The following is a 23486-nucleotide window of genomic DNA, read 5'->3' as shown; positions in this document are numbered from 1 at the left end:
ATAAGATGATTTTGCTTTTTTAGAAAAAATACGTATATTTGCAATGGATTTACGGAAAAAAATGGGAAGGCTTCGGAAGAAAGCCTTTTTTCGTACGGGTAAATCAAAGATAAATTATGGAGTTTAGAAAAAGAATTGAAGAATTGTTACAGGCATTCCTCGAAACCAGAAAAGACTTATTTCTTATCGATTTAAAGATTTCTGCAGGGAATGATATTATAGTGATTTTAGATGGAGATAATGGGGTTTCTTTGCAGGATTGTCTGGATGCAAGCCGTGCCATAGAATTCAATATGGATCGTGAAGAACATGATTTCAGCCTGCAGGTAATGTCGGCGGGATTAAGTGAGCCTTTATCTACGCCACGACAATTCAGTAAGAATATTGGAAGAGAAATTGAAGTTCTCTTGGGCGATTCTTCTAAAATTGAAGGTGAATTGTCCAAAGTAGATGAAGACAAAATCACCCTTGTTTTACGATACAGAAAACCGAAAGACATAGGAAAAGGTAAAGTGGATGTGGAAGAAGAGAAGGAAATACCTTATACGGAGATAAAAAAAGCATTAGTAGTAATTAAATTTTAAAAAAAGCAAAAAGATAAATGGATAATATAGCGTTGATTGAATCCTTTGGTGATTTTAAAGACGAAAAGGGGATCAGTAAGATTGATCTTATGGCAATTATTGAAGATTCACTGAAAACCCTTTTGAGAAAAAGATTTGATTCAGATGATCATTTTGATGTGATTGTAAACCCGGATAAAGGAGATTTTCAGATATTTTTGAACAAGACAATTGTAGAGGACGAGATGTCTGAAGATGATGACTTGGAAATCGAAATTTCCGAAGCTAAGAAAATAGACCCTACCTTCGAAGTAGGAGAGGAGTATACCATGGAAATTCCTGTTGCCCAGTTGGGAAGAAGAAATATCCTTACTCTGAAACAAATCTTAGCCACCAAACTGCAGGAGCATAACAATGCCATGTTGTATGAACAATTTAGAGACAGAATTGGTGAAATTGTTGTAGGGGAAATTCATCATATCCGTCATAAGCATGTTATTTTGCTTGATGATGAAGGAAATGAATTCATTCTGCCAAAAGAAAATCAGATTCCGTCCGATTTCTTTAAAAAAGGAGAAAACATCAGAGCTATTGTAGAAACAGTAGATTTTAAAGGTTCTAAACCGCAGATTATTATTTCCAGAACTGCACCTAAATTCTTAGAGAAATTATTAGAACTGGAAATTCCTGAGATTCAGGACGGAACAATCATCCTGAAAAAAGTGGTGAGAATACCTGGAGAAAAGGCAAAAATTGCAGTGGATGCTTACGATGACAGAATTGATCCGGTAGGAGCTTGTGTGGGAGTAAAAGGATCGAGAATTCACGGGGTTGTAAGAGAGTTGAGAAATGAAAACATCGATGTGATTCAGTGGTCTAAAAACCCTGAGATCTTGGTGAAGAGAGCTTTAGGAAATGTTACCATCAATAAAATTGATATCAATGAGGATAGTACTTATGCACTGGTATATACTCCTGTTGAAGAGATTTCTAAAGTAATCGGAAAACAAGGTCAGAATATCAGACTGGCTTCTTGGTTGACAGGATATGAAATTGATGTATATAGAGAATCCAGCGAGGATGACGATGTTGAATTGAAAGAATTTAATGACGATATTGAAGAATGGATTTTGGAAGAGTTTAGAAAAGTAGGTCTTACTACTGCAAAATCTGTATTAGATAAAGAAACGGAGAGTCTTTTAAACATGGTTGACCTTGAGGAAGAAACTATTGAAGATGTAAAACGTATTTTAAGAGAAGAATTTGAGGATTAAAATTTTAATAATTTTAATAAACAGTAAAAAAGAAATACTTTAATTTTAAAAATTAAAAAATAGTAAATAATATAAATGCCAAAAATTAGATTAAATAAAGCGGTCAAGGAATTCAACATTTCGATGTCCAGATTAGTAGAGTTTTTACAATCCAAGGGCTTTGAGGTTGAAAGCAATCCTAACGCTCAATTGGAAGAAGCGGCATATTCTGCATTGGAGGCTGAGTTTGCCAAGGATGGCGAACAACGTAAGGCTTCCCATGAGGTGGTGATTACTAAAGTTCCGGAAGAAAAACTGGAAATTGAAGAAAAGAAAACCCCTGAAGTAATAAGAGCTAAAGCTAATATAAAACCGGAAACAAAAATTTTAGGTAAAATAGATTTAGAAAATAAGAAACCAGAAGCGGAAGAAGCTCCTGCTCCTGCAGTGGAAGAGAAAAAAGAGGAACCTGTAAAGACTCCTGAACCTACTCCTGCAACCCCTGAAAAGCAGGAATTCAAAGTTTTGGATAAAATTGATTTGTCCCAGATAGAAAGCAGAAACAGACCTGCTAAAAAAGAAAAACCAGCAGCGGAAGAAAAGAAAGTGGAGCAAAAGCCGGTTGAAGAGCCTGTGAAAGAAGCCCCAAAACCTGTTGTGGCAACCGAGCCAAAGCCTGTTGAAACAAAACAGGAACCTCAGATAGCTGAAGAACCACAGGAACCTCAAAAAATTGAAACCGTTTATCAAAAGCTTGACGGGCCAAAAATTGTGGGTGAAAAAATTGATTTAACCCAATTTGCGGATAAATCCAGATCTTCTGCCGGTGCTAAAAAGAAAAGAAAAAGGATTGAAAAGCCCGGTCCTAACCAACAGAACCAAGGGAATAACCAGCAATCCGGAAACAATAACCAAGGCGGTGGCCAAGGGAACCGTCCTCAGGGAGGGAATCAAGGAAACAGACCACAAGGTCAGGGTGGACAAGGAAATCGTCCACAAGGCCAAGGAGGTCAGGGTGGAAACCGTTTTGGAAACAACAATCAGGGAAATCGTCCCCCAGGTCAAGGCCAGGGCGGAGGATTCAAAAAAGGTCAGAATAACAGACCCGGACAAAGAGTCATGCCTGTTGAATTAACAGATGAACAGGTTAAAAACCAGATTAAGGAAACCCTTGAAAAGTTGACCAATAAGGGAGGTAAATCTAAATCTGCTAAACATAGAAAAGATAAGCGAACTTTCCGTAGAGAACAGGATGAGCGTCAGCAAGAGCTTGAAGCGCAAGACAGGACTCTGAAGGTTACCGAGTTTATTACGGTAGGCGAGCTGGCAAGCTTAATGAATGTGTCACCAACTGAAGTAATCTCTGCTTGTTTCTCATTAGGAGTTATGGTTACCATGAATCAGAGACTAGAAGCTGATACATTACTATTAGTAGCAGACGAGTTCGGATATAAAATTGAATTCTCTGATGCAGATCTTGAAGAAACCGACTCAGAAGATGAAATTGACAGCGAGGAAGACCTTCGTCCAAGAGCTCCGATTGTAACGGTAATGGGACACGTGGATCACGGGAAGACTTCATTACTCGACTATATTAGAAAAACCAACGTAATTGCGGGTGAATCAGGAGGGATTACCCAACATATCGGTGCTTATAACGTAAAACTTGAAAACGGTCAGAGAATTACATTCTTAGATACACCGGGTCACGAAGCGTTTACAGCGATGAGAGCCAGAGGTGCTCAGATTACCGATATTGCTATTATTGTTATTGCCGCAGATGATGATGTAATGCCTCAGACAAAAGAAGCTATTTCTCACGCACAGGCAGCAGGTGTACCAATGATCATTGCCCTGAATAAAGTGGATAAACCAAGTGCGAATCCGGATAATATCCGTCAGCAGCTTTCAGGAATGAACATCTTGGTGGAAGAGTGGGGTGGAAATGTTCAATCTCAGGAAATCTCTGCTAAGTTTGGTAATAATATTGATCTTTTATTAGAGAAAGTATTGCTTCAGGCTGAATTATTGGAATTAAAAGCCAATCCTAATAGAAATGCTCAGGGTGTTGTTATTGAAGCTTCTTTAGATAAAGGAAGAGGCTATGTATCAACCATGCTTGTTCAATCAGGAACTTTAAGAGTTGGAGATTATGTTCTTGCCGGTAAAAACCATGGTAAAGTAAAAGCGATGCTTGATGAAAGAGGTAGAAATCTTAAAGAAGCAGGACCTTCAATTCCGGTTACTATTCTGGGATTGGATGGAGCTCCTACAGCAGGTGATAAGTTTAAAGTATATGAAGATGAAAGTGAAGCTAAAACCATTGCAAATAAAAGAGAGCAGCTTCAGAGAGAACTTTCCATCAGAACCAAAAAACATACAACCCTTGAAGAGCTTGGACGAAGAATTGCTTTGGGTGATTTCAAAGAACTGAATATTATCCTTAAAGGAGACGTGGATGGTTCGGTAGAAGCATTATCCGATCAGTTGCAGAGATTATCTACGGAAGAGATCAATGTGAATATTCTTCATAAGGGAGTTGGTCAGATTACCGAATCTGATGTTAACCTTGCAACGGCGTCTGATGCCATCATTATCGGATTTAATGTAAGAGCTGGAGCCAATGCTAAAGATCTTGCAGACAGAGAAGAAATCGAGATCAGAACATATTCTGTAATCTATGCAGCGATTGAAGAAGTGAAAGAAGCAATGGAAGGAATGCTTTCTCCTGAAATTAAAGAACAGGTAATCGGTAATGTTGAAATCAGAGAAGTATTTAAGATTTCCAAGGTAGGAACAATTGCTGGTTGTATGGTACTTTCAGGTAAAGTGACAAGAAACTCTAAAGTAAGAGTGTTGAGAGACGGAATCGTTAAATTTGATGGAGAATTGGAAAGCTTAAAACGTTTCAAAGATGACGTTAAAGAGGTTACAAAAGGGTATGAATGTGGATTGAACCTTAAAGGATATAACGATATTGAAGTAGGAGATATTTTAGAGGTTTATGAAGAAGTTGCCGTTAAAAAGAAGTTGAAATAAAACTTTTTAATTTAAATACATGAAAACCACTTGTTTAGCAAGTGGTTTTTTATTTTGTCTGTTTTTAATTTATAATGATTCTAAATAATATTTTTATCGTTGAGTATTATCTGTTAAATATGTTTTTTGTTATGGTTATTTTGAGTTTTATTAAATAATAACCGCCTATTATTGCTAAGTTTTATTTATTTTATCTATAATTCACTAATTATTGTAAAAAACCAGGCCATATAAGTGATTAAAAAACTTGCAAGTGTTAATATTTATTAACATATTTGCCTATTAAAATATATTAAAATTTGTTAATATGAATGTTAAATTACGTGTATTGAGTGCTGGAGTATTGTTCTTTATGGGTGGGCAAACACTATTGGCGCAAACAAAACAGGATACTATTCCAAAACAAGAGACTAAAATCGATGAGGTTGTAGTGGTTGGATATAGAGCTGTATCTAAAAAAACTGCAGTGGTATCTACTGCGCAAATTAAAGAAGAAACTATTAACGGTAGACCGAACTCAAACCTTATGAACGTTGTTCAGGGGCAGTTGGCTGGGGTTAATATTAGTACTGGAACAGGACAACCGGGGGCCAAGCCAACTGTAATCATCAGAGGGGTTGGTACTTTTAGTGGAAACACTGACCCGTTGTATGTAATTGATGGTTTCCCTACGAACAGTGACTCATTCAGATCATTAAACCCGAATGATGTTGAAAGTATGGAAGTATTGAAAGATGCTTCTGCTACGGCTCAATATGGTAACAGAGGTTCTAACGGGGTTATTGTTATCAAGACCAAACAAGGAAGATATGGCGACAGAACAGCATTTAACTATAGATCTCAGATTGGGGTTTCAATGTTGCAAGATGCTAGATATAATTTAGCAAATGCCAGACAATTACTAACTCTTGAAAATAGATATGGTGCCGGTGTAGGTGCTGATATGACTCAGGAAGAAATCAATAATTATCAAACAAATACTAACTGGCTAGATGTTTTCTTTAGACCTTCTTTCTTACAGAGTCATGACTTCTCTGTAACTACAGGAGCTAAAAACATTAACAGCTATACCAATGTAGGTTACTTACAACAAGATGGTATCCTGGAAAACAGTGGTATGAAGAGATTTACTGTTAGAAATACAATTAACGGTAAAACGAATGATAATAAATTCAAATATACTTTTGGTACTGCAATTGGTTTCACTAGAAACGATCAGATCGGAAGTTTAGGTACTGGTGGTGTAAACCAAAATATGGTACTTGGTGCATACCAGGGAGCACCTCACCTTTCTCCTAGCCTATATCAGAATTCTCAACAGTTGTTCAATCTATATGAAACTGAAGGAACATTATTATATACTCCACTATTCCTGATAGATAAAATGAAAACATTCTACACAGGTTTAGATGAAATGAGATTAGATGTTACTTCTGAACTATCTTATCAGATTCTTCCTTCCCTTACTGCGAGAATGAGAGCGAATGCTCAGTTAATTACTCAAAACGGATTAACTTGGCAGCATCCAATTTCATTCAACTCTTTCTTATTCCAAAACGGAACAGAAGCGGTAGGAACAGAAACAATTGCTGAATCAAGACAATTCTATTTCAATAACTTATGGCAATTAGAATATAGCAAATCTTTCGGAGACCACACTATTAATGCTGCTGGAGCTTTCGAATTTAATAATGCTATGTTAAAATCAAGCACATTTACCCAAAGAGGTCTTAATCCATTGACTTGGGTACCGGGTGCAGGAACAGGTTATGTTACAGATACAAGTAATGATGACTTCAACGTACCAACAGTAGGAGCAGGACAATCAAGATTGAATATGTTCTCTTTCTTTGGTAACCTTGATTACGACTACAATAAAAAATATGGTATTGTGGCGAACATCAGACGAGATGCTTCAAGCAGATTCAGCGAGGATCAAAGATGGGGTACTTTCTGGTCTGTGGGAGGTAGATGGAATGTAGATGAAGAAAGCTTCATGGATAATGTTAAATGGGTTAACTCATTTAAAATCAGAGGTTCTTACGGGGTGACCGGTAACCAAAGAATCGTAGATGGTACTGTTTGGGCTGGATTAAACCCTCCTCCATACCTAGATACTTTCTCTATTGTTAATAACGTTTATAACGGATTAATGGGTATGGGAATCACTTTAGGATATGCAGACCTGAGATGGGAAACTACTAAACAATGGAACATTGGTACTGACTTCGAATTATTCAATAGAAAATTGAGAGGACAGTTTGACGTATATGACAGAAAAACGATTGACCTATTTGATGACTGGGCACAGTCTCCAACGAGTGGGGTTTTATCTATCAGACAAAATACTCCGCAGGATTTAAGAAACAGTGGATATGAATTATCTCTTGCTTATGATCTAATCAAAAATGGTAACCTTACCTTTACTTTAAGAGGAAACGGATCTATCAATAAGCAAAGAGTATATGATTTACCAGACGGAATTTTAAGAGAAGGTACTCAGCCAATGGTATATTCTCAAAACGGATCTTTGTATCAGGCACCTTATGTATACCACTATTTAGGTGTTAATCCAAGTAATGGTAACTTATTATTTGAAGATATCAACGGTAATCCGACTGAAACGCCAACAACTGCAGACTTAAGACCTCTTAAATACAATACAGTTCCTAAATACCAAGGTGGTTTTGGATTTGATTTGGATTATAAAGGATTATATTTATCTACAACATTTACGTATGTTGCAGGTCTATACAGATACGATTATGATATGTCAGGATTCTATGATCCAACTCAGTTAGGTCAGTTTAACGTTTCAAGCGATCTATTAAATGCTTGGACTCCTACAAATACGAATACAAATATTCCTTCCCTTACAGCTTCTAATTATGATGCTCAGGCATTATCAGACAGATTCTTGGTGGACGCATCTTATGTAAGACTTAGAAATATCCAATTAGGATATAATATTCCAAAATCTTTACTGAATGGTACATTTGTAAGAGAGTTAAGAATAACATTACAGGGTGAGAACCTTGCGACATGGACTAAATGGCAGGGATATGATGCTGAAAGTAACAGAGGAGCAGATCAAAGTCAATATCCTTCTCCTAAAACATTTACTTTAGGGTTTGATGTTAAGTTTTAATTTTAATGAATAAGAATTTAAAAAAAATGAAAAAATTAGTTTATATATCACTTATAGCCTTAGCAGGATTATCTTCTACATCTTGTAGCAATGATATGCTAGATACCTATGCACCTGGGGCCTTGACAGAAGATGTTGCCTTCCAGACAAGTTCTGACCTAAGACTATTACTTAATTCTGTATATGCAGCTGCATCTGGCAGAGCTGAAGCAGAATTTGTATCTGTATTTACAGATGAATGCGGAATTGGAGTAGCAAATGGCGGACAAGGTTTAACTGATGACTATGTATTCTTCTTGACTCCTACATCAGGTGGACCTTCTGCATTATGGGCAAATACCTATATTGCTTTAGCAAGAATTAACAGGCTTCTTGATTACTCTACTAAAATAGTACCAAAGGATGCTGATGATGCAAAAGTTATTGCTAGAATTAAAGCGGAAGCTTTAACAATGAGAGCTTACTGTCATCTAAAAATCATGTCATATTTTACAACAGATATGAAAAGTGACACTGCTTTAGCGGGTATTATTTCTGATAGAGTCTTTGCCGCTGAAGACAACGACCGTCTAAGAAATACGAATGGAGAATTTTATGCATTCATTCACAGTGACTTAGATCAGGCAATTGCTTTATATACTGCTAACCCGGCACCAGCACTTGATCCGACAGTAGCTAACGTTAACTTTACAAGAGGTTTAAAAGCTCGCGCATATGCTTATAAAGGAGATTATACGAATGCTGAAACTTGGGCTAACCAGGTAATCGCTAGTTCTGGAGTAAGTCTTGCTACTAAAGCTCAATACCAAGGAGTTTTCTTTAATGAATCTAATGGTGCTGCTCAGGAAGTTATCTTTAAGTTAAAAAGAACTGTTCAGCAAAATGCACAAGCTTCCAACTTACATAACGCTTGGTGTAGTGTTAGACCAAATGCAGCAGGATCACCTTTCTATGAAGTAAGTAGAGCTTTATATAACTTAGTTGCTGTAAATAGTGCCGCTGACGTTAGATTCAGAACGATTGTAGCTCCTTCTTCAATTGTTGACCCTAATTACGCTACTTCTCCTACTTATAGAGATTCTGATGTTTTGGTGATCAACAAACACGGAGGTGTTGCAACAGGTACTACGACTTGGGCAACTACAGGTACAAACGGAAATAACAATGATTTCAAAATCATGAGAATTTCTGAAATGTATTTCATTAAAGCAGAAGCAAGGGTAGCTGCCGGAGATTTAATTGGTGCTGCTGCTGCTGTTAAAACTGTATTGGACCAAAGATTTGGTTCTAGCCAGGTTGTTACTTATCCTAGTGCAACTGCTGCTTGGAAAGGAATCTTAGATCAAAGAAGAATTGAATTTGCTTACGAAGGTTATAGATTTATAGATATTAAGAGATTGGGTAATTTAGCTAACGCAGGAATTGACAGACACCCTGTTGATTATTCTTCTAGTACTTCAAATTTCCCTGGAGGTAACCCAGCAAACTTGCCTTTAAATAGCTATAAGTGGGCATTGCCAATTCCATCTTTGGAAATGAATGTGAATACAGCTATTCAACAAAACCCTGGTTATTAATTTTATAAATTGACTAAAATGAAAAATATGTTAAAATATCTAATGTTTTTTGCAGCCTTCTTTTCAGTATTTTCTTGTGTTGATGATGAAGGTTTGCCAAACCCAGACTATGATAAAGGTTCTTACCTTACCTTTGCCAAGAGCGAAGGTACAGCAGGAGTACTAGCGGGGACTAATCATTTCGATTATGTGATCGATTATGAAACTATCGCTGCTGTTTCTGGTAGTCATGACGTTAAATTGGTTTTTGATGCAGCTAATTCAACAGCAGTTGAAGGAACTGATTTTCAAATTATAAATGCTACTGATAATTTAGCTAGCGGTGAAAATACTGGTAAATTTACCATTAGAGTTTTAGAATCAGGAATGACTCCTATTGCTAAAGTTGCTAAATTTAAATTACAGAGTGCTACAATCCCTAATACAAGCTTCAGACAAGATTTTACACTATCAATGTCATTAGTTTGTAATGCTGCTACATTTGTAGGATTGTTTGATGTAAATAACGGTTTATTTGGTTCTTGGAGTGGACAATCAATTGTTCAGGGACCAGATCCTAACACTTTACTTCTTAAAGACTATATTGAAGTAGGATACGATATTAAGCTTACTTACGATCCTAACTCTGGAAACATTACTTTCGCTCCTCAGCAAACTGGATATCTTCACCCATCTTACGGTATGATTTCTATGAAAATGGCTGTGAGCGGTGCCGCTTCTAAAGTTGATTTTTGTGCTAGAAAAGTTACATTAAATGTTAACTATTATGTAAATGCGGGTTCTTTCGGAGATAAAGTAGATACATTAACTGGTATTTAATATTCAATATTGATATTATAAAAAAACCTCGTCTTTAAGACGGGGTTTTTTATTTCCTTTTATTTCTTATTTTTGCTTTACAAAATCAGGAAATGAAACCACACGGTTACATATGACCTTTTGAACAATATAAATGTCCATATGAAGTACATATTTCTCATTATACTTTTCTCAGGCTTTTTTACGAATGCCCAGGTAGTCAATAAAACAGATTCCAACAGAGTCGATAAAAAAGCGGAGGACACTTTGGTCATAGACTCAGGTAGGAAAGATTCCCTGAAAATATTTAAGCCCACCATCAACGATTATCAGTTTCAGACACAATATGCTGAAAAGAAAATTTTTGATACGGTAATGACTTTTGATAAAACATATATTTTTTCTCAATATAACAACAAAGACAATTTTGGGAAAATTCAGTTTGCCAATGTGGGGTCAGGATTTAATCCCTTATCTTATGAAGTCAACTCCGAACAAAATCTCTCCTTACTCCCTACCAATAAATCGTATGGAATCATAGGGATTAATGATGTACTATATTATGATGTGAAAACTCCTACCGCCACATTTGTCTATCATAATTCAATGAGGAATGGCGCGGCGTTGAAATCAACCTATACCCAAAACATAGGCAAGAGATTCAATTTTGCTTTGGAATATATGGGGCTTCGTTCTCAGGGACTTTATAGAAATTCTCTGGCATCAAATAATAATACTTTGTTTTCGGGACACTATATTACCAAAAAAGGAAATTATGAGATCTTTGCTCATTATCTGCACCAAAACGTAAACAATCAGGAAAACGGAGGTATTTTTGAAGATGATTTATTCCAAAATGGAGACAGTGAATACAGAAACAGACAAAACGCGCAGGTAAATCTGGCTTCTACAAGTTCACAGTTTTCTTATAGAAGATATTATCTGAGTCACCAGTTTACCCCATTTAATTCAGAAAAGTTTCCTTTCAGGATAAGACACACTATTTTTCATCAGGGAAATAAATATTTTTATCATCAGGATGCTTTGGAACCTTATTGGTATGCCAATGAAGATGAATTGATCAGCGGTTTTCCGCTTTCTACAAAGAAATACTCAGATAATTTGAGCAATACTGTAAGTTTAGTATTAGATAATGAAAAATTCAAGCTTGATGCAGGAGTCCGTTATCAGATGCTGAAATTCGGAATTGAAGAAGGAATTATAGTGAATGATATTACATGGCCAACAGAAATCAAAGAAAACAGATTAGGGGCTGTAGGAAATTTGCAGGTTAAACTTTGGGATAAAGTTCAGCTTAATTCATTCCTGGAATTTTCAAACGGAAGCGAGTTTGGTAATTATTTAAAAACGACCAATAATTTGAAATTTGAGCCAATTAAAGATTATTTTGTCAATGCCAGAGTAAACTTTCAAAGTGTTTATCCCACATTTAATTATTTGTTGAATACTTCAGTATATAAAAAGTTCAATTACTATCTTCAGGATGCAAAGAATCAGTCCATTACTGAAATTGGTGGAAACATCAATCTGAAATGGTTCAAAACAGAACTTTTTGTCAATTATTTCAGAATAGATAATTACACATACTTTGATAGCAGTGCAACTCCAAAGCAAAGCGAGACCCCTTTGAATATATCTCAAATCGGAGGTGATGCTACATTCAGTTATGGCCATTTTCATTTGAACACAAGGGTACAGTTTCAAAATGCTTTAACGAATAAAGAATTATATCCGATGCCTGGTTTCATCGGAAGAGCTAATATCTTTTATCAGACTCTTGCCTTTAAAAAAGCAGCTGAAATTCAGGCCGGAATCAAAGTATATTACTTTTCTAAATTCGCGTCAAGAGATTATTTCCCTGTCATTAACGATTATATTCTTCCGAATGCCAACTCATTTTCAATTGGAGGACAGCCGATTGCAGACGTGTATTTTAATATGAAAGTTAAAAAAATGTTCTTCTTCATTGAAGGGCAGCAAATAGGGACGCTTCTGTCTCATAATAAAGCTTACGCATTTCCACATTATCCTGTATATGATTTTAGACTGAATATAGGAATTGTCTGGTATTTGTTCAACTAAAATAAAATCGGGTTGAAAACGATAAATAAAATATCATTTAATGATATAGAAAGCATTCCTCAATTAATTAAGGACTTTTTAAACCATAGAATTGAAGGATTCGAAGAAAACACATTTTCTTTAGATAACTTTAGAAAGCAGATTCATTTAAAACAGGAATCATTTGCGCCACAACAAAGGGAAGTCCTGTTGAATACTGTTCAAAGGCAGCTTTCAGATTTTGTTCTTTCTTCAAGGCAAAAAGAAAATATAGTTCATTTAAAAGAACCAAACACCTTTACCATTACTACAGGACATCAGCTGAATTTGTTTTCAGGGCCTGTTTTCTTCATATATAAAATATTGCAGACCATTAAAACCTGCACTTATTTAAAAGAAAACTTTCCGGATTTTAACTTTGTTCCTGTCTATTGGATGGCTTCAGAAGATCATGATTTTGCCGAGATCAATCATTTCAAAACAGAAAACGGCTATTACGAAATGAATGCAAAATCGGGTGGCCCGGTTGGAAGAATACCAGTAACAGATACGTTCTTTATATCTGAATTTGAAAAGGAATTTAAAGACTATGTTTTCGGAACAGAGTTGATTCTCATGTTGAAAGAAGCTTATAAAACAGGAAATACACTTACTGATGCTATTAAAATTTTAGTAAACAGGCTCTTTTCTGAATTTGGTTTGTTGATAGTAGATGGCGATTCCAGAGAATTGAAAGCAGAAATCAAAAATGTGTTCAAAGATGAACTTCTTCATTTCAGTTTGCAGAAAAGCTCTAGGAAGAAAGTGGAATTCCTTACAGATAAGTACGGGAAAGTTCAGGTAAACCCTAGGGAAATAAACCTGTTTTATCTTTCAGATACAAGAGACAGAATAGATTTTGACGGACAAAAGTATATTGTTGTTGACAAAGACATTCACTTTACACAGGAAGAAATTATTAATGAACTGGAAAGCTCTCCGGAAAAATTCAGCCCCAATGCTTTAATGCGTCCTGTATACCAGGAAAAAATATTACCCAATATTGCGTATATCGGAGGAAATGCTGAAATCATGTATTGGCTGGAGCTGAAAGATTATTTTTCTCACATCAATATTCCGTTTCCGGTTCTTATCCCAAGAAATTCAATGCTGTTTTTACAGGAAAAAACAATAAAGAAAATTGAAAAGCTGAATTTGAAAATTGAAGATTTCTTTCAAAACTTTACAACCATCACCAACAATAAAATTTTAGAAGACAATACAATTCTGAAATTGCTGGTAGAGAAAGAGAATTTTTTAACCAACAATTTTTCTGAATTAAAATCCGTTGCCGAAACCACCGAAAAATCTTTCGGAAATATGGTGAAGGCAGAAGAAGTAAGGCAGCTGAAATCCTTCAGAAGAATGAAGAAAAGGCTTCTGCACGCTGAAAAAATAAAGCAGAATGAATTGCTTGAAAGATTGGAAAAATTATTTATCGATGTACATCCTTCCAAGACATGGCAGGAAAGAATTTATAATTTTAGCGTTTTTTTTGCTGACCAAGGCTATTCGTGGCTTGAAACTTGTTTAGAGGAAATGGTGGTACAAGAATCGAAATTAATAATTGTTGCCATTTAATTTTAAAGAAGTATTTTTGTAAATTATAAGTATCGAACATGATCAAGAGGTTTTTTATTTTATCCGGTTTATGTATGGTTTTGGGTGTGTCTGCTCAAAAATCCCATACGGTTGTAAAAGGAGATAACCCTTACAATATTGCCAAAAAGTATGGCATGACGGTAGATGAGTTGCTAAAACTGAATCCAAAATTCAAAGATGGTAAATTGGCAATCGGGGATGTTCTTGCAGTAAAATCCGATAAAAAAACTATAGCTGCCACAAAACCGGCTGTAGTTGAAAAAAAACAAACCGGTAATGAGTTGGGGAAAATTGTTTTGCAACCTAAGCAGACTATTTATGGAATCACCAAACAGTACCGTATCTCAGAAACCGATTTAAGAAAGTTAAATCCTGAATTGGATTCCCATATGAAAATTGGTGATGAAATTACTTTACCTCTTGAAAGCATTAAAAAGTATGGGGGAACCCAACAGCAGGCAGTTGTAGCCGCAAAACCTGTGGAAACCACCGTTGAAACACAAACAACCTCTTCTGATTCTGATACTGAAAACTATACAATTCAGTCTAAAGATAATTATTACAGAATTTCAAAACAATTTGGAATCACACAGCAGGAACTTTTTGCGCTTAATCCCGGTTTGGAAGAAAAAGGATTGAAACCCGGCGAGACCATTAAAGTAAAAAGATCAAATGCAGCTACTGTTGCAGAACCGGCAGCAAATTCTAAAACAGCCATTGATCCAGGGAATGAAAAACCTTCCCAAACATCCAACACAGAAACTACTTCGGCAGAAGAATATGTAACTTATACTGTTCAACAGGGAGATACCGTATTCTCTATTGTTAATAAGTTCGGAGTTACCATTGATGAACTCATCGCTTTAAATCCGGAGTTATCCAATGGATTAAAAGCCGGAATGGTTTTGAAGATCAAAAAGCTTGATCCTGCCTATGTAAAGAAAAGCGGTGATGCACTAAGCGTTGTCATGATGCTGCCTTTCGGATACAGTACCAATGAAACACAGTATAGAAGTATGGCAATGGATTTCTTAACGGGAGCACAGCTTGCGATTGAAAGAAATGCCAGAAACGGTCAGAAATTAGATATTAAAATAGTGGATTCTGGAAATGAAGCAACCTTTAAAAATTCATTAACCCAAATCAATCCTAACAATACAGATCTTATCATCGGTCCTTTCTTCAAATCTAATGTTATTGATGTGCTGGATTTTACAAAAAATCAAAAAATTCCGATTGTTGCCCCATTTGCCAACTCTCCGGAATTATACAATTATAGCAATTTGATTATTGTTGAAACCAATGACCAAACCTATGCTGACAAAATAGTTGATGAAGTAAAAGCTGTATATTCAGATCAGAAGATTTATATTGTAGCCGATAGCAAAAAGGATAACGCCAATTATATAAAAACAGGTCTTGAAAAAGCTGTTAAAAATTCAAATGTAAAAATTGTGAATTCACCGGCCGAAATTCAGCTTGATCAGAATATGATGACAGGGCAGGCGGCTCCGGTAATTGCTATTTTGGCAAGTGATACAGATAATATAGGAGAAGCGTTTTCCAATAAAGTTATTGCTTTGTCAAAAGAAGTACAAGGTGTGAAAGCATTCAGTATGTATTATGTTCCAAGCTTTGAAAAAAAGGTAGATGATCTGAGCCAGGCTAACCTTGTGTATCTGATGGACAGAAAGATCAATACAGACGGGAGCTTTGAAAAAGAAATTTTGGCAGCATATAAAAGTAAATATTGTAAGACACCACCTAAATATGCAATCATAGGGTTTGATGTGGTAAACGATATGCTGACCAGAGAGAACAAAAAAGGGGAAATTTTTAAACAAATGAATAAAGTTCAGACCCAATTGGCTACCAAATTTGAATTTGTGAAATCCAAAGCGAACGGAGCATATGTGAACACTGGTTATCGTGTAATCAGGCTGGTTCCTTAATGACTTTATCGTTTACAGAATATTCAACATTATATTTATATTTGCATAATATTTTAAATTAATACATGAAAGCACTTGTATTTCCTGGGCAGGGATCTCAATTCGTGGGGATGGGAAAAGAATTGTATGATTCTCGAAAAGACATAAAAGATTTGATGGAATCTGCCAATGAAATTTTAGGATTTGATATTCTCTCCATTATGTTTAATGGGACGGATGAAGATCTTAAAAAAACAGAAGTTACCCAACCTTCAATTTTTATACATTCAGTGGCTGCCCTAAAAGCAGTCAACGGTCTTGGTGCCGAAATGGTTGCCGGACACTCATTGGGAGAATTCTCAGCGTTGGTTGCCAATGGCGTTTTATCATTTGATGACGGGCTGAAGTTAGTAGCAGAAAGAGCAAAAGCAATGCAGGAAGCCTGTGATGCCAATCCAAGTTCTATGGCAGCTATTTTAGGATTAGAGGATGCTAAAGTAGAAGAAATATGTTCTACGATCAATGGAATCGTTGTTCCTGCTAATTATAACTGTCCAGGGCAGCTTGTCATTTCAGGAGAAACTGCTGCAGTGGAAGAAGCGTGTGCTAAATTAAAGGAAGCAGGTGCCAAAAGAGCATTGCTGTTACCTGTAAATGGAGCCTTCCATTCACCATTAATGCAGCCTGCACAAGAAAAGTTAGCGGCAGCTATCGAAAATACAAAATTCAGAAAAGCTACAATTCCTGTTTATCAGAATATCACTACAACAGCAGTAATCAATCCTGATGAAATCAAACAAAATTTAATCGCACAACTTACGGGTCCTGTAAAATGGACACAGTCTGTACAAAATATGATTAAAGACGGAGCTTCTAATTTTGTAGAAGTGGGTCCGGGTAAAACACTTCAGGGATTGATCAAGAAAATTGACGGTTCTGTAGAAGTTGCATCTGCAATCTAATTAAAAATATGAGCGGAATATTTTCACCAGGAAAGCTGATGCTTACTTCCGAATATTTCGCAATAGATGGAGCTCTTGTCCTGGCGGTACCGACCCGACTGGGACAAGAGTTTTTCTTTGAAGAAAAAGATGATGAAAAATCCTTGATATTTTGGGAAGCATATCATCAAAACAAATTGTGGCTGAAGGCTGTTATTGATTATAAACACTGGCAGATTATAGAAGCCAATCTTCCTTCTGGTCCTGAGTTTATTTTGAAAACATTGAAAAATGTTCAGCAGCTTTCTGAAATCAAATTCCGGCATACAGATTCTTATTATCTAAAAACAAATCTTCAGTTTCCTGCTGATTATGGCCTTGGAAGCAGTTCCACCTTAATGAATAACCTGGCTGAATGGGCGGAGATAAATCCTTTTCATTTAAATGCCATCAGTTTAGGCGGAAGCGGGTATGATATTGCTGTTGCCAAAGAAAAATCTGCGGTTCTTTATCAAAGCAAACCTGAAATCAAATATGAAAAAGTAAATTTCAGTCCTTCTTTTAAAAGTGAATTGATTTTTATTCATTTAAATCAAAAACAAGACAGCAGAGAAGGGATCAATTTATATAAATCTAAGGAGAAGTCTCAGCAACTCGTAGATGAATTTTCAAATCTTACAAAAAATATTTTATTATGTAATGAATTGGAAATTTTTTCGCAGCTAATGGTGAAACATGAACAAAAAATATCCGATTTCCTTGAAATTCCTACAGTTAAGGACCTGTTTTTTCAAGATTGTCCGGTTTTCGTCAAAAGTCTTGGAGCATGGGGTGGAGATTTTGTGATGAGTACTAAATTTGACAGCTTTAGGGACTATTTTTGGGGAAAAGGTTTTTCCACTATTTTTGAATGGGATGAGATAATTTCTTCATAACCAATATTTTACAGGCTTGTTTTTTTCTTTGTCATTCTGACTTATATCATTATATTTAACCACCTTTAACAAATAATTAATATTTAATTTTGTTGAACCCAAAAAGAAATAGAAAATATAAGTAAAATGAAAAACGCTAAAATCATCCAGGATTTAGAGAAATTAGGGATTAAAGGAAACTATGAAGTAATTTATAATCCTTCTTATGAAGAATTATACCAAGCTGAAGTTTCTCCTGAGAATCAAGGCTTTGAGAGAGCTGAACTTACAGAATCTGGTGCTGTATCAGTAAAAACAGGAATTTTTACAGGTCGTTCTCCTAAAGATAGATATATTGTTCAGGATGATGTTACAAAAGATACAATTTTCTGGGATGGGAAAGTTAATTTACCTACCACTTCGGAAATTTTCCAGTCTTGTAAAGGATTAGTTGTAAACCAGCTTTCCACGGCTAAGAAAATTTATGTAGTAGATGCTTTTTGTGGAACGAATGCTGATACCAGATTAAAAGTAAGATTCATTGTTGAAGTGGCATGGCAGGCACATTTCGTTACGAATATGTTTATCCGTCCTTCCCATTATGAGTTAGAAAACTTTGGAGAACCTGATTTTACAGTAATCAACGGCTCTAAAGTCACCAACCCGAACTGGGAGGCTCAGGAATTAAATTCTGAGAACTTCATTATGTTTGACCTTACTGAAAGGCTTCAGATTATCGGCGGAACATGGTATGGTGGAGAAATGAAGAAAGGGATGTTTGCAATGATGAATTATTACCTTCCTTTAAAAGGAATGGCTTCTATGCACTGTTCGGCAAACGTGGGAGAAGAAGGAGATGTAGCTTTATTCTTCGGTCTTTCGGGAACAGGTAAAACCACTTTATCCGCTGATCCTAAAAGATACCTGATCGGTGATGACGAGCACGGATGGGATGATAACGGAGTATTCAATTATGAAGGCGGATGCTATGCTAAAGTAATCGATTTGTCTGCTGAAAAAGAACCGGATATTTTTGCGGCTATCAAGAGAGATGCTCTTCTTGAGAATGTAGTGGTAAATAATGGTATTGCGGATTATACAGACGGTTCAATCACTGAAAATACTAGAGTTTCTTATCCGATTTACCATATCAATAAAATAGTTTTACCGTCAAAAGCAGGACATGCCAAGAAAATCGTTTACTTGTCTGCTGATGCATTCGGTGTATTGCCTCCGGTTTCTATTTTAGATGAAAATCAGGCGCAATATCACTTCTTATGTGGATATACTTCCAAATTGGCAGGTACTGAAAGAGGAATTACTGAACCGGAACCATCTTTCTCTCCGGCTTTTGGTGAAGCATTCCTTACATTACACCCAACAATGTATTCTAAAACACTGATCGGGAAAATGAAAGAACACGGTGCTAAAGCTTACCTGGTAAATACAGGTTGGAACGGAACAGGAAAAAGAATTTCTCTTAAGGATACAAGAGCAATCATTGATGCGATCATTGATGGTTCTATCGAAAATGCTCCAAAAACAAGAGTTCCGATTATGAACCTTGAAATTCCTACGGCTTTACCAAATGTTTCTGAAGGAATTTTAGATCCTAGAGAGACATACAGTGATGTTTCCGAATGGGAGGAAAAAGCAAAAGATTTAGCTTCAAGATATATCAAAAACTTCGATCAGTATTGTAACACTGAGGAGGGAAAAAAACTTGTTGCTTCAGGACCTCAATTACAAGAACAAACAATTTAATAATAGAAAGCCTCATCGAAGATGAGGCTTTTTTATGCTTATAAACAGATTGCAATTGTGAATAACTAAGGCTTAAGGCTCAAAATTGCCAGTCTGTATCCATCCATTCCAAATCCGGATAAGACAGCATCAGTACAGGCGGCCGTAACGGACTTCTGACGGAATTCTTCTCTTTTATAGATATTGCTGATGTGAACCTCTACTTTAGGTTTCTGAATATTCTTTAAACAATCGGCAATAGCATATGAATAATGGGTATATGCACCAGGATTAATGATTACAGCATCAAAATCATCCTGTTGAAGCCTGTCGATAATCTCCCCTTCAATATTTGACTGATAATACATAATTTCCAACGTAGTAAACTCGGATTTTAATTTTTCCAGATAATTTTCCATAGAAATGTTTCCATAGATTTCAGGCTCCCTGGTTCCCAGAAGATTCAGATTTGGTCCGTTGACAATTAAAGTTTTCATGGTATAAAAATACAAGTTTTTTCAATTAAAGTTTAAAATTTTAAAGATGAGACATCAGTTAGGTGTTACATTATTTTTAATGATTTTTATCATGTTTGTGAATTTTTCAAATTTTGTAAGTTCCTATTTTATGGTATTTTAACTGATTTTAGCAAAATTTTTCTTAAAAATATAAAATTAAATCTTTAAAGTCTACTTGTTTTGTAGACTATTTGTTTTTAGCTTTGCAAACATATTTCGATCGGCTTATAAAGAAAGATGGAGGGAACTGACCCTGTGAAATCTTAACAACCTGCAGTATGCAAGGTGTTACGTTCAGCCTTAAAAAGGAAAAATAAGCATTAGGTTAATCATATTTATTGATGTCCTTTGCTATCTTTTCTTCAAAGGATTAAAATTTAAAAATTAATAAATAAAATTGATTATGATTAACAATAAATTAATTATTTCTACATCTTGGCTGCCTGCCATTGCTGTATTCTTTCTGGGAGCAGCAGGTTTGCAAGGGCAAGAAATACAACCCACGAAAGATACCCTTCAGGAGAAAAATATTGATGAAGTTGTCATTGTTGCCTATGGTAAAGCTAAAAAAACAAGTTATACCGGATCGGTAGCAACTATTTCCAGTGAAAAAATCAATAACAGGCCGGTAACGAATATTACAAAAGCGTTGGAAGGGCAAGTTCCCGGGCTTCAGGCTGTAAGTGCTTCAGGACAGCCGGGTTCCGTGGCATCCATTCGTATCCGCGGAATAGGCTCGGTAAGCGCATCAAGCAATCCTTTATTTGTAGTAGACGGAATTCCTTTTGACGGAAACATCAATTCCATCAGTCCCAATGACATTGAATCTATAAGTGTACTGAAAGATGCTACGGCAAGCTCACTATATGGGTCAAGAGGAGCAAATGGGGTGATTATTATTACCACAAAATCAGGAAAGAAAGGAGAAGCAAGAATTAATTTCAATATTAGCCAAGGGTTCTCCACAAGAGCGGTGAAAGATTACGAGCAAGTGAATACGGACCAATATTTCGAATTGTATTGGGAAGCTTTGAGAAATGGCTACAAATCAAGTCAGATCTCCTCACAACAGGCTGCGCAGATGGCTACAGATAACCTGGTAAATGCTTTGGGAATTAATCCTTACGGAACAAGCTATGCGAAACCCGTAGGGACCGACGGGAAACTTTTACCCGGGGCAAAAGCTTTATGGAATGATGACTGGAGAGATATTTTGCAAAGAGTGGCTTCAAGAAATCAGATGGATCTGGATTTTGGCGGAGGAAATGAGAAAAGCAATTACTATTTCTCATTAGGTTATCTTGATGATAAGGGAATCGCTATTGAATCCGGTTTCAGAAAATACAGTACCCGATTAAAAGTAAATACGGAAGTAAAAAAGTGGCTGAATGTAGGAGCTAACCTCAGTTACACCAATAGCTTACAGCAAGCACCCCCATCATCGGATTCCAGAACAGACAATGTCATTAATGCTGCAAGAGTAATCCCTTCATTCTACCCCTATTATGAAAGAAACGCAGATGGAAGCTACAAACTGGATGCTAACGGAAATTATATTTATGATTTCGGGAAATACAGACCTACAAGTGCATTACAGAATGAAAACGCAGCCGCAACCTTACCATTGGATAAAAATGAAAACAGAGAAGATAATTTTTCAGGAAAAGGTTTTTTAGATTTTACATTCTTGCCTGAACTAAAATTTAAGTCCAGTTTTTCCATTGACCTAGTGAATTATAATGGGCATTATTACACGAATCCATTAATTGGAGAGGGAAGAGAAACCGGAGGATCTGTTACCAAAACAAATTCCAGAACGTTATCCTATACAACGAGTAATATTCTGACTTATGATAAAAAGTTCAATCAGCATCACTTTAACATACTGGCCGGACAGGAATTTTATCATTACGAATACCAGACCATATCGGGAAACAGAAGCCAGTTCTCACTTCCGTACTACTATGAGCCGGATGCAGCGGCATTATTGGGTGGTTTTAGTGGAAATAGTGATAAGTTGGGATTATTAAGCTTTTTAGGAAAGGCAGAATACGATTATAAAAATACATATTTTATTTCCGGTTCGGTAAGAGCAGACGGATCTTCAAGATTTTCTCCCGAAAACAGGTGGGGAACATTCTGGTCTGTGGGAGGTTCATGGAAAGTTTCCAATGAAGAGTTCATCAAAAACCTGAACTTTTTTAATCAGCTTACCCTGCGTGCAAGTTATGGAGGACAGGGAAATGATAAACTAAGTACCTATTACGCATATCAAAGCTTATATGCCTTTTACAATAATCTTGGAGAGCCCGGAACCGTAGCAAACAGACTTCCGACCCCGGATCTGAAATGGGAAACAAACCTCAATTTAAATGTAGGGTTAGAATTTGCTATCTTAAAAAACAGGATCAAAGGAAATATTGAATATTTCCAACGCCAGAGTAAAGACCTTTTATTTGAAATGCCTTTGGCTCCATCATTAGGTTTCAGCGGATTCCAGGCAAATATCGGAGAATTAAAAAATACAGGGTTTGAGGTTTCATTATTCACAACACCTGTTAAAAATGATAATTTTCAGTGGGATGTTGACGTCAACTTAAGTACCTTGAATAATAAAATCACAAAACTTCCGAAAGGTTCGATTGTGAGCGGAACAAAGCTGCTTCAGGTAGGAGGTTCTATTTATGATTTCTTCATTCCTGAATGGGTAGGAATAGATCCTAGCAACGGAAAACCTCTATGGAGAACAATTTCTCAGGATGCCAATGGAAATACCGTAGAAGGAACAACTTCAGAATATGCAAAAGCAACAAAAACTTTACAAGGTTCTTCACTTCCTAAATTAATGGGAGGAATTACAACCCATATCACCTATAAAAACTTTGACTTTTCTGGTTTACTGACCTTCAGTATCGGAGGGAAAATCCTGGATACAGATTATACCATGTTGATGCACAATGGAAGTTCGGCTGGAAGAGCTTGGAGTTCAGAAATGCTAAATAGATGGACTCCTGAAAATCCTAATACGGATGTTCCGGCATTGAGTACAACCACGAATAACTGGACTTCGGTTTCTTCACGGTTTTTATACTCAGGAACCTATGCAAGAGTGAAAAATGTAAGTCTGGGTTACACTTTACCATCCGATTATTTTGAAAGACTGGGACTGAAAAAATTCAGAATCTATTTACAGGCGGAGAATCTGTTGACATTCTATAAGCATAAAGGAATGGATCCGGAACAAACATTGGACGGGACAACTTATTACAGATATCCTGCAATGAGAACTATAACTTTCGGTCTTCAGGCTACCCTTTAACAATCTTTAAAATTTGAAA

14 protein-coding genes and 1 riboswitch are annotated in these 23486 nt (G+C 36.1%); of the genes, 13 read left to right on the top strand and 1 reads right to left on the bottom strand.

Annotated elements, in window-relative coordinates; translation table 11 throughout:
* The first annotated feature begins 116 nt into the window (after positions 1-116).
* The 12 genes from rimP to pckA all read left to right on the top strand — a co-directional run bounded on the left by rimP (position 117) and on the right by pckA (position 19651).
* A complete protein-coding gene (gene rimP, locus BCF58_RS13105; protein ID WP_121462265.1) occupies positions 117-584 on the top strand; it encodes a ribosome assembly cofactor RimP in 468 nt (155 codons plus the stop codon).
* 17 nt (positions 585-601) lie between these two features.
* Positions 602-1837 (top strand): transcription termination factor NusA, encoded by a 1236-nt coding sequence (gene nusA / locus BCF58_RS13100; RefSeq protein ID WP_121462264.1) that lies wholly within the window; start codon positions 602-604, stop codon positions 1835-1837.
* 75 nt (positions 1838-1912) lie between these two features.
* Complete coding sequence (gene infB / locus BCF58_RS13095; protein ID WP_121462263.1) at positions 1913-4855, top strand: translation initiation factor IF-2; 2943 nt, start codon at positions 1913-1915, stop codon at positions 4853-4855.
* Positions 4856-5162: 307 nt separating this feature from the next.
* Entirely contained in the window at positions 5163-8003 is a 2841-nt protein-coding gene (locus tag BCF58_RS13090; protein ID WP_121462262.1) for a SusC/RagA family TonB-linked outer membrane protein, read from the top strand.
* Between the two features lie 26 nt (positions 8004-8029).
* Positions 8030-9580 (top strand): RagB/SusD family nutrient uptake outer membrane protein, encoded by a 1551-nt coding sequence (locus BCF58_RS13085; RefSeq protein WP_170149026.1) that lies wholly within the window; start codon positions 8030-8032, stop codon positions 9578-9580.
* 18 nt (positions 9581-9598) lie between these two features.
* Positions 9599-10399, top strand: coding sequence for a hypothetical protein (locus BCF58_RS13080; protein WP_121462260.1), 801 nt, complete (start codon positions 9599-9601; stop codon positions 10397-10399).
* A gap of 141 nt (positions 10400-10540) precedes the next feature.
* Positions 10541-12481, top strand: coding sequence for a putative porin (locus BCF58_RS13075; protein WP_121462259.1), 1941 nt, complete (start codon positions 10541-10543; stop codon positions 12479-12481).
* A gap of 12 nt (positions 12482-12493) precedes the next feature.
* Positions 12494-14080, top strand: a complete 1587-nt coding sequence (gene bshC, locus BCF58_RS13070) for a bacillithiol biosynthesis cysteine-adding enzyme BshC (RefSeq protein ID WP_121462258.1) — start codon at positions 12494-12496, stop codon at positions 14078-14080.
* A gap of 38 nt (positions 14081-14118) precedes the next feature.
* On the top strand, positions 14119-16053 hold the full coding sequence (locus tag BCF58_RS13065; RefSeq protein WP_121462257.1) for a LysM peptidoglycan-binding domain-containing protein: 1935 nt from the start codon (positions 14119-14121) through the stop codon (positions 16051-16053).
* A 65-nt stretch (positions 16054-16118) separates the two neighbouring features.
* On the top strand, positions 16119-16994 hold the full coding sequence (fabD, locus tag BCF58_RS13060) for an ACP S-malonyltransferase (RefSeq protein WP_121462256.1): 876 nt from the start codon (positions 16119-16121) through the stop codon (positions 16992-16994).
* A gap of 8 nt (positions 16995-17002) precedes the next feature.
* Positions 17003-17908, top strand: coding sequence for a GYDIA family GHMP kinase (locus tag BCF58_RS13055; RefSeq protein ID WP_121462255.1), 906 nt, complete (start codon positions 17003-17005; stop codon positions 17906-17908).
* A gap of 126 nt (positions 17909-18034) precedes the next feature.
* Complete coding sequence (pckA, locus tag BCF58_RS13050) at positions 18035-19651, top strand: phosphoenolpyruvate carboxykinase (ATP) (protein ID WP_121462254.1); 1617 nt, start codon at positions 18035-18037, stop codon at positions 19649-19651.
* A 65-nt stretch (positions 19652-19716) separates the two neighbouring features.
* On the opposite strand, the gene BCF58_RS13045 is transcribed toward pckA, so the two are convergent.
* Complete coding sequence (locus BCF58_RS13045; RefSeq protein WP_121462253.1) at positions 19717-20127, bottom strand: type II 3-dehydroquinate dehydratase; 411 nt, start codon at positions 20125-20127, stop codon at positions 19717-19719.
* Positions 20128-20370: 243 nt separating this feature from the next.
* Positions 20371-20468, top strand: a riboswitch (SAM riboswitch).
* Between the two features lie 83 nt (positions 20469-20551).
* Here BCF58_RS13045 and BCF58_RS13040 point away from each other — a divergent pair.
* Positions 20552-23467 carry a SusC/RagA family TonB-linked outer membrane protein gene (locus BCF58_RS13040; RefSeq protein ID WP_121462252.1) on the top strand — a complete coding sequence of 972 codons (2916 nt, stop codon included), beginning with the start codon at positions 20552-20554 and terminating at the stop codon, positions 23465-23467.
* The last annotated feature ends 19 nt before the right edge of the window (positions 23468-23486 follow it).

This window comes from Chryseobacterium defluvii, from assembly GCF_003634775.1.
Taxonomy (GTDB): Bacteria; Bacteroidota; Bacteroidia; order Flavobacteriales; family Weeksellaceae; genus Chryseobacterium; species Chryseobacterium defluvii.
The sequence above is the reverse complement of the archived record's forward strand: the minus strand, read 5'-3'. Positions and strand labels throughout refer to the sequence as shown.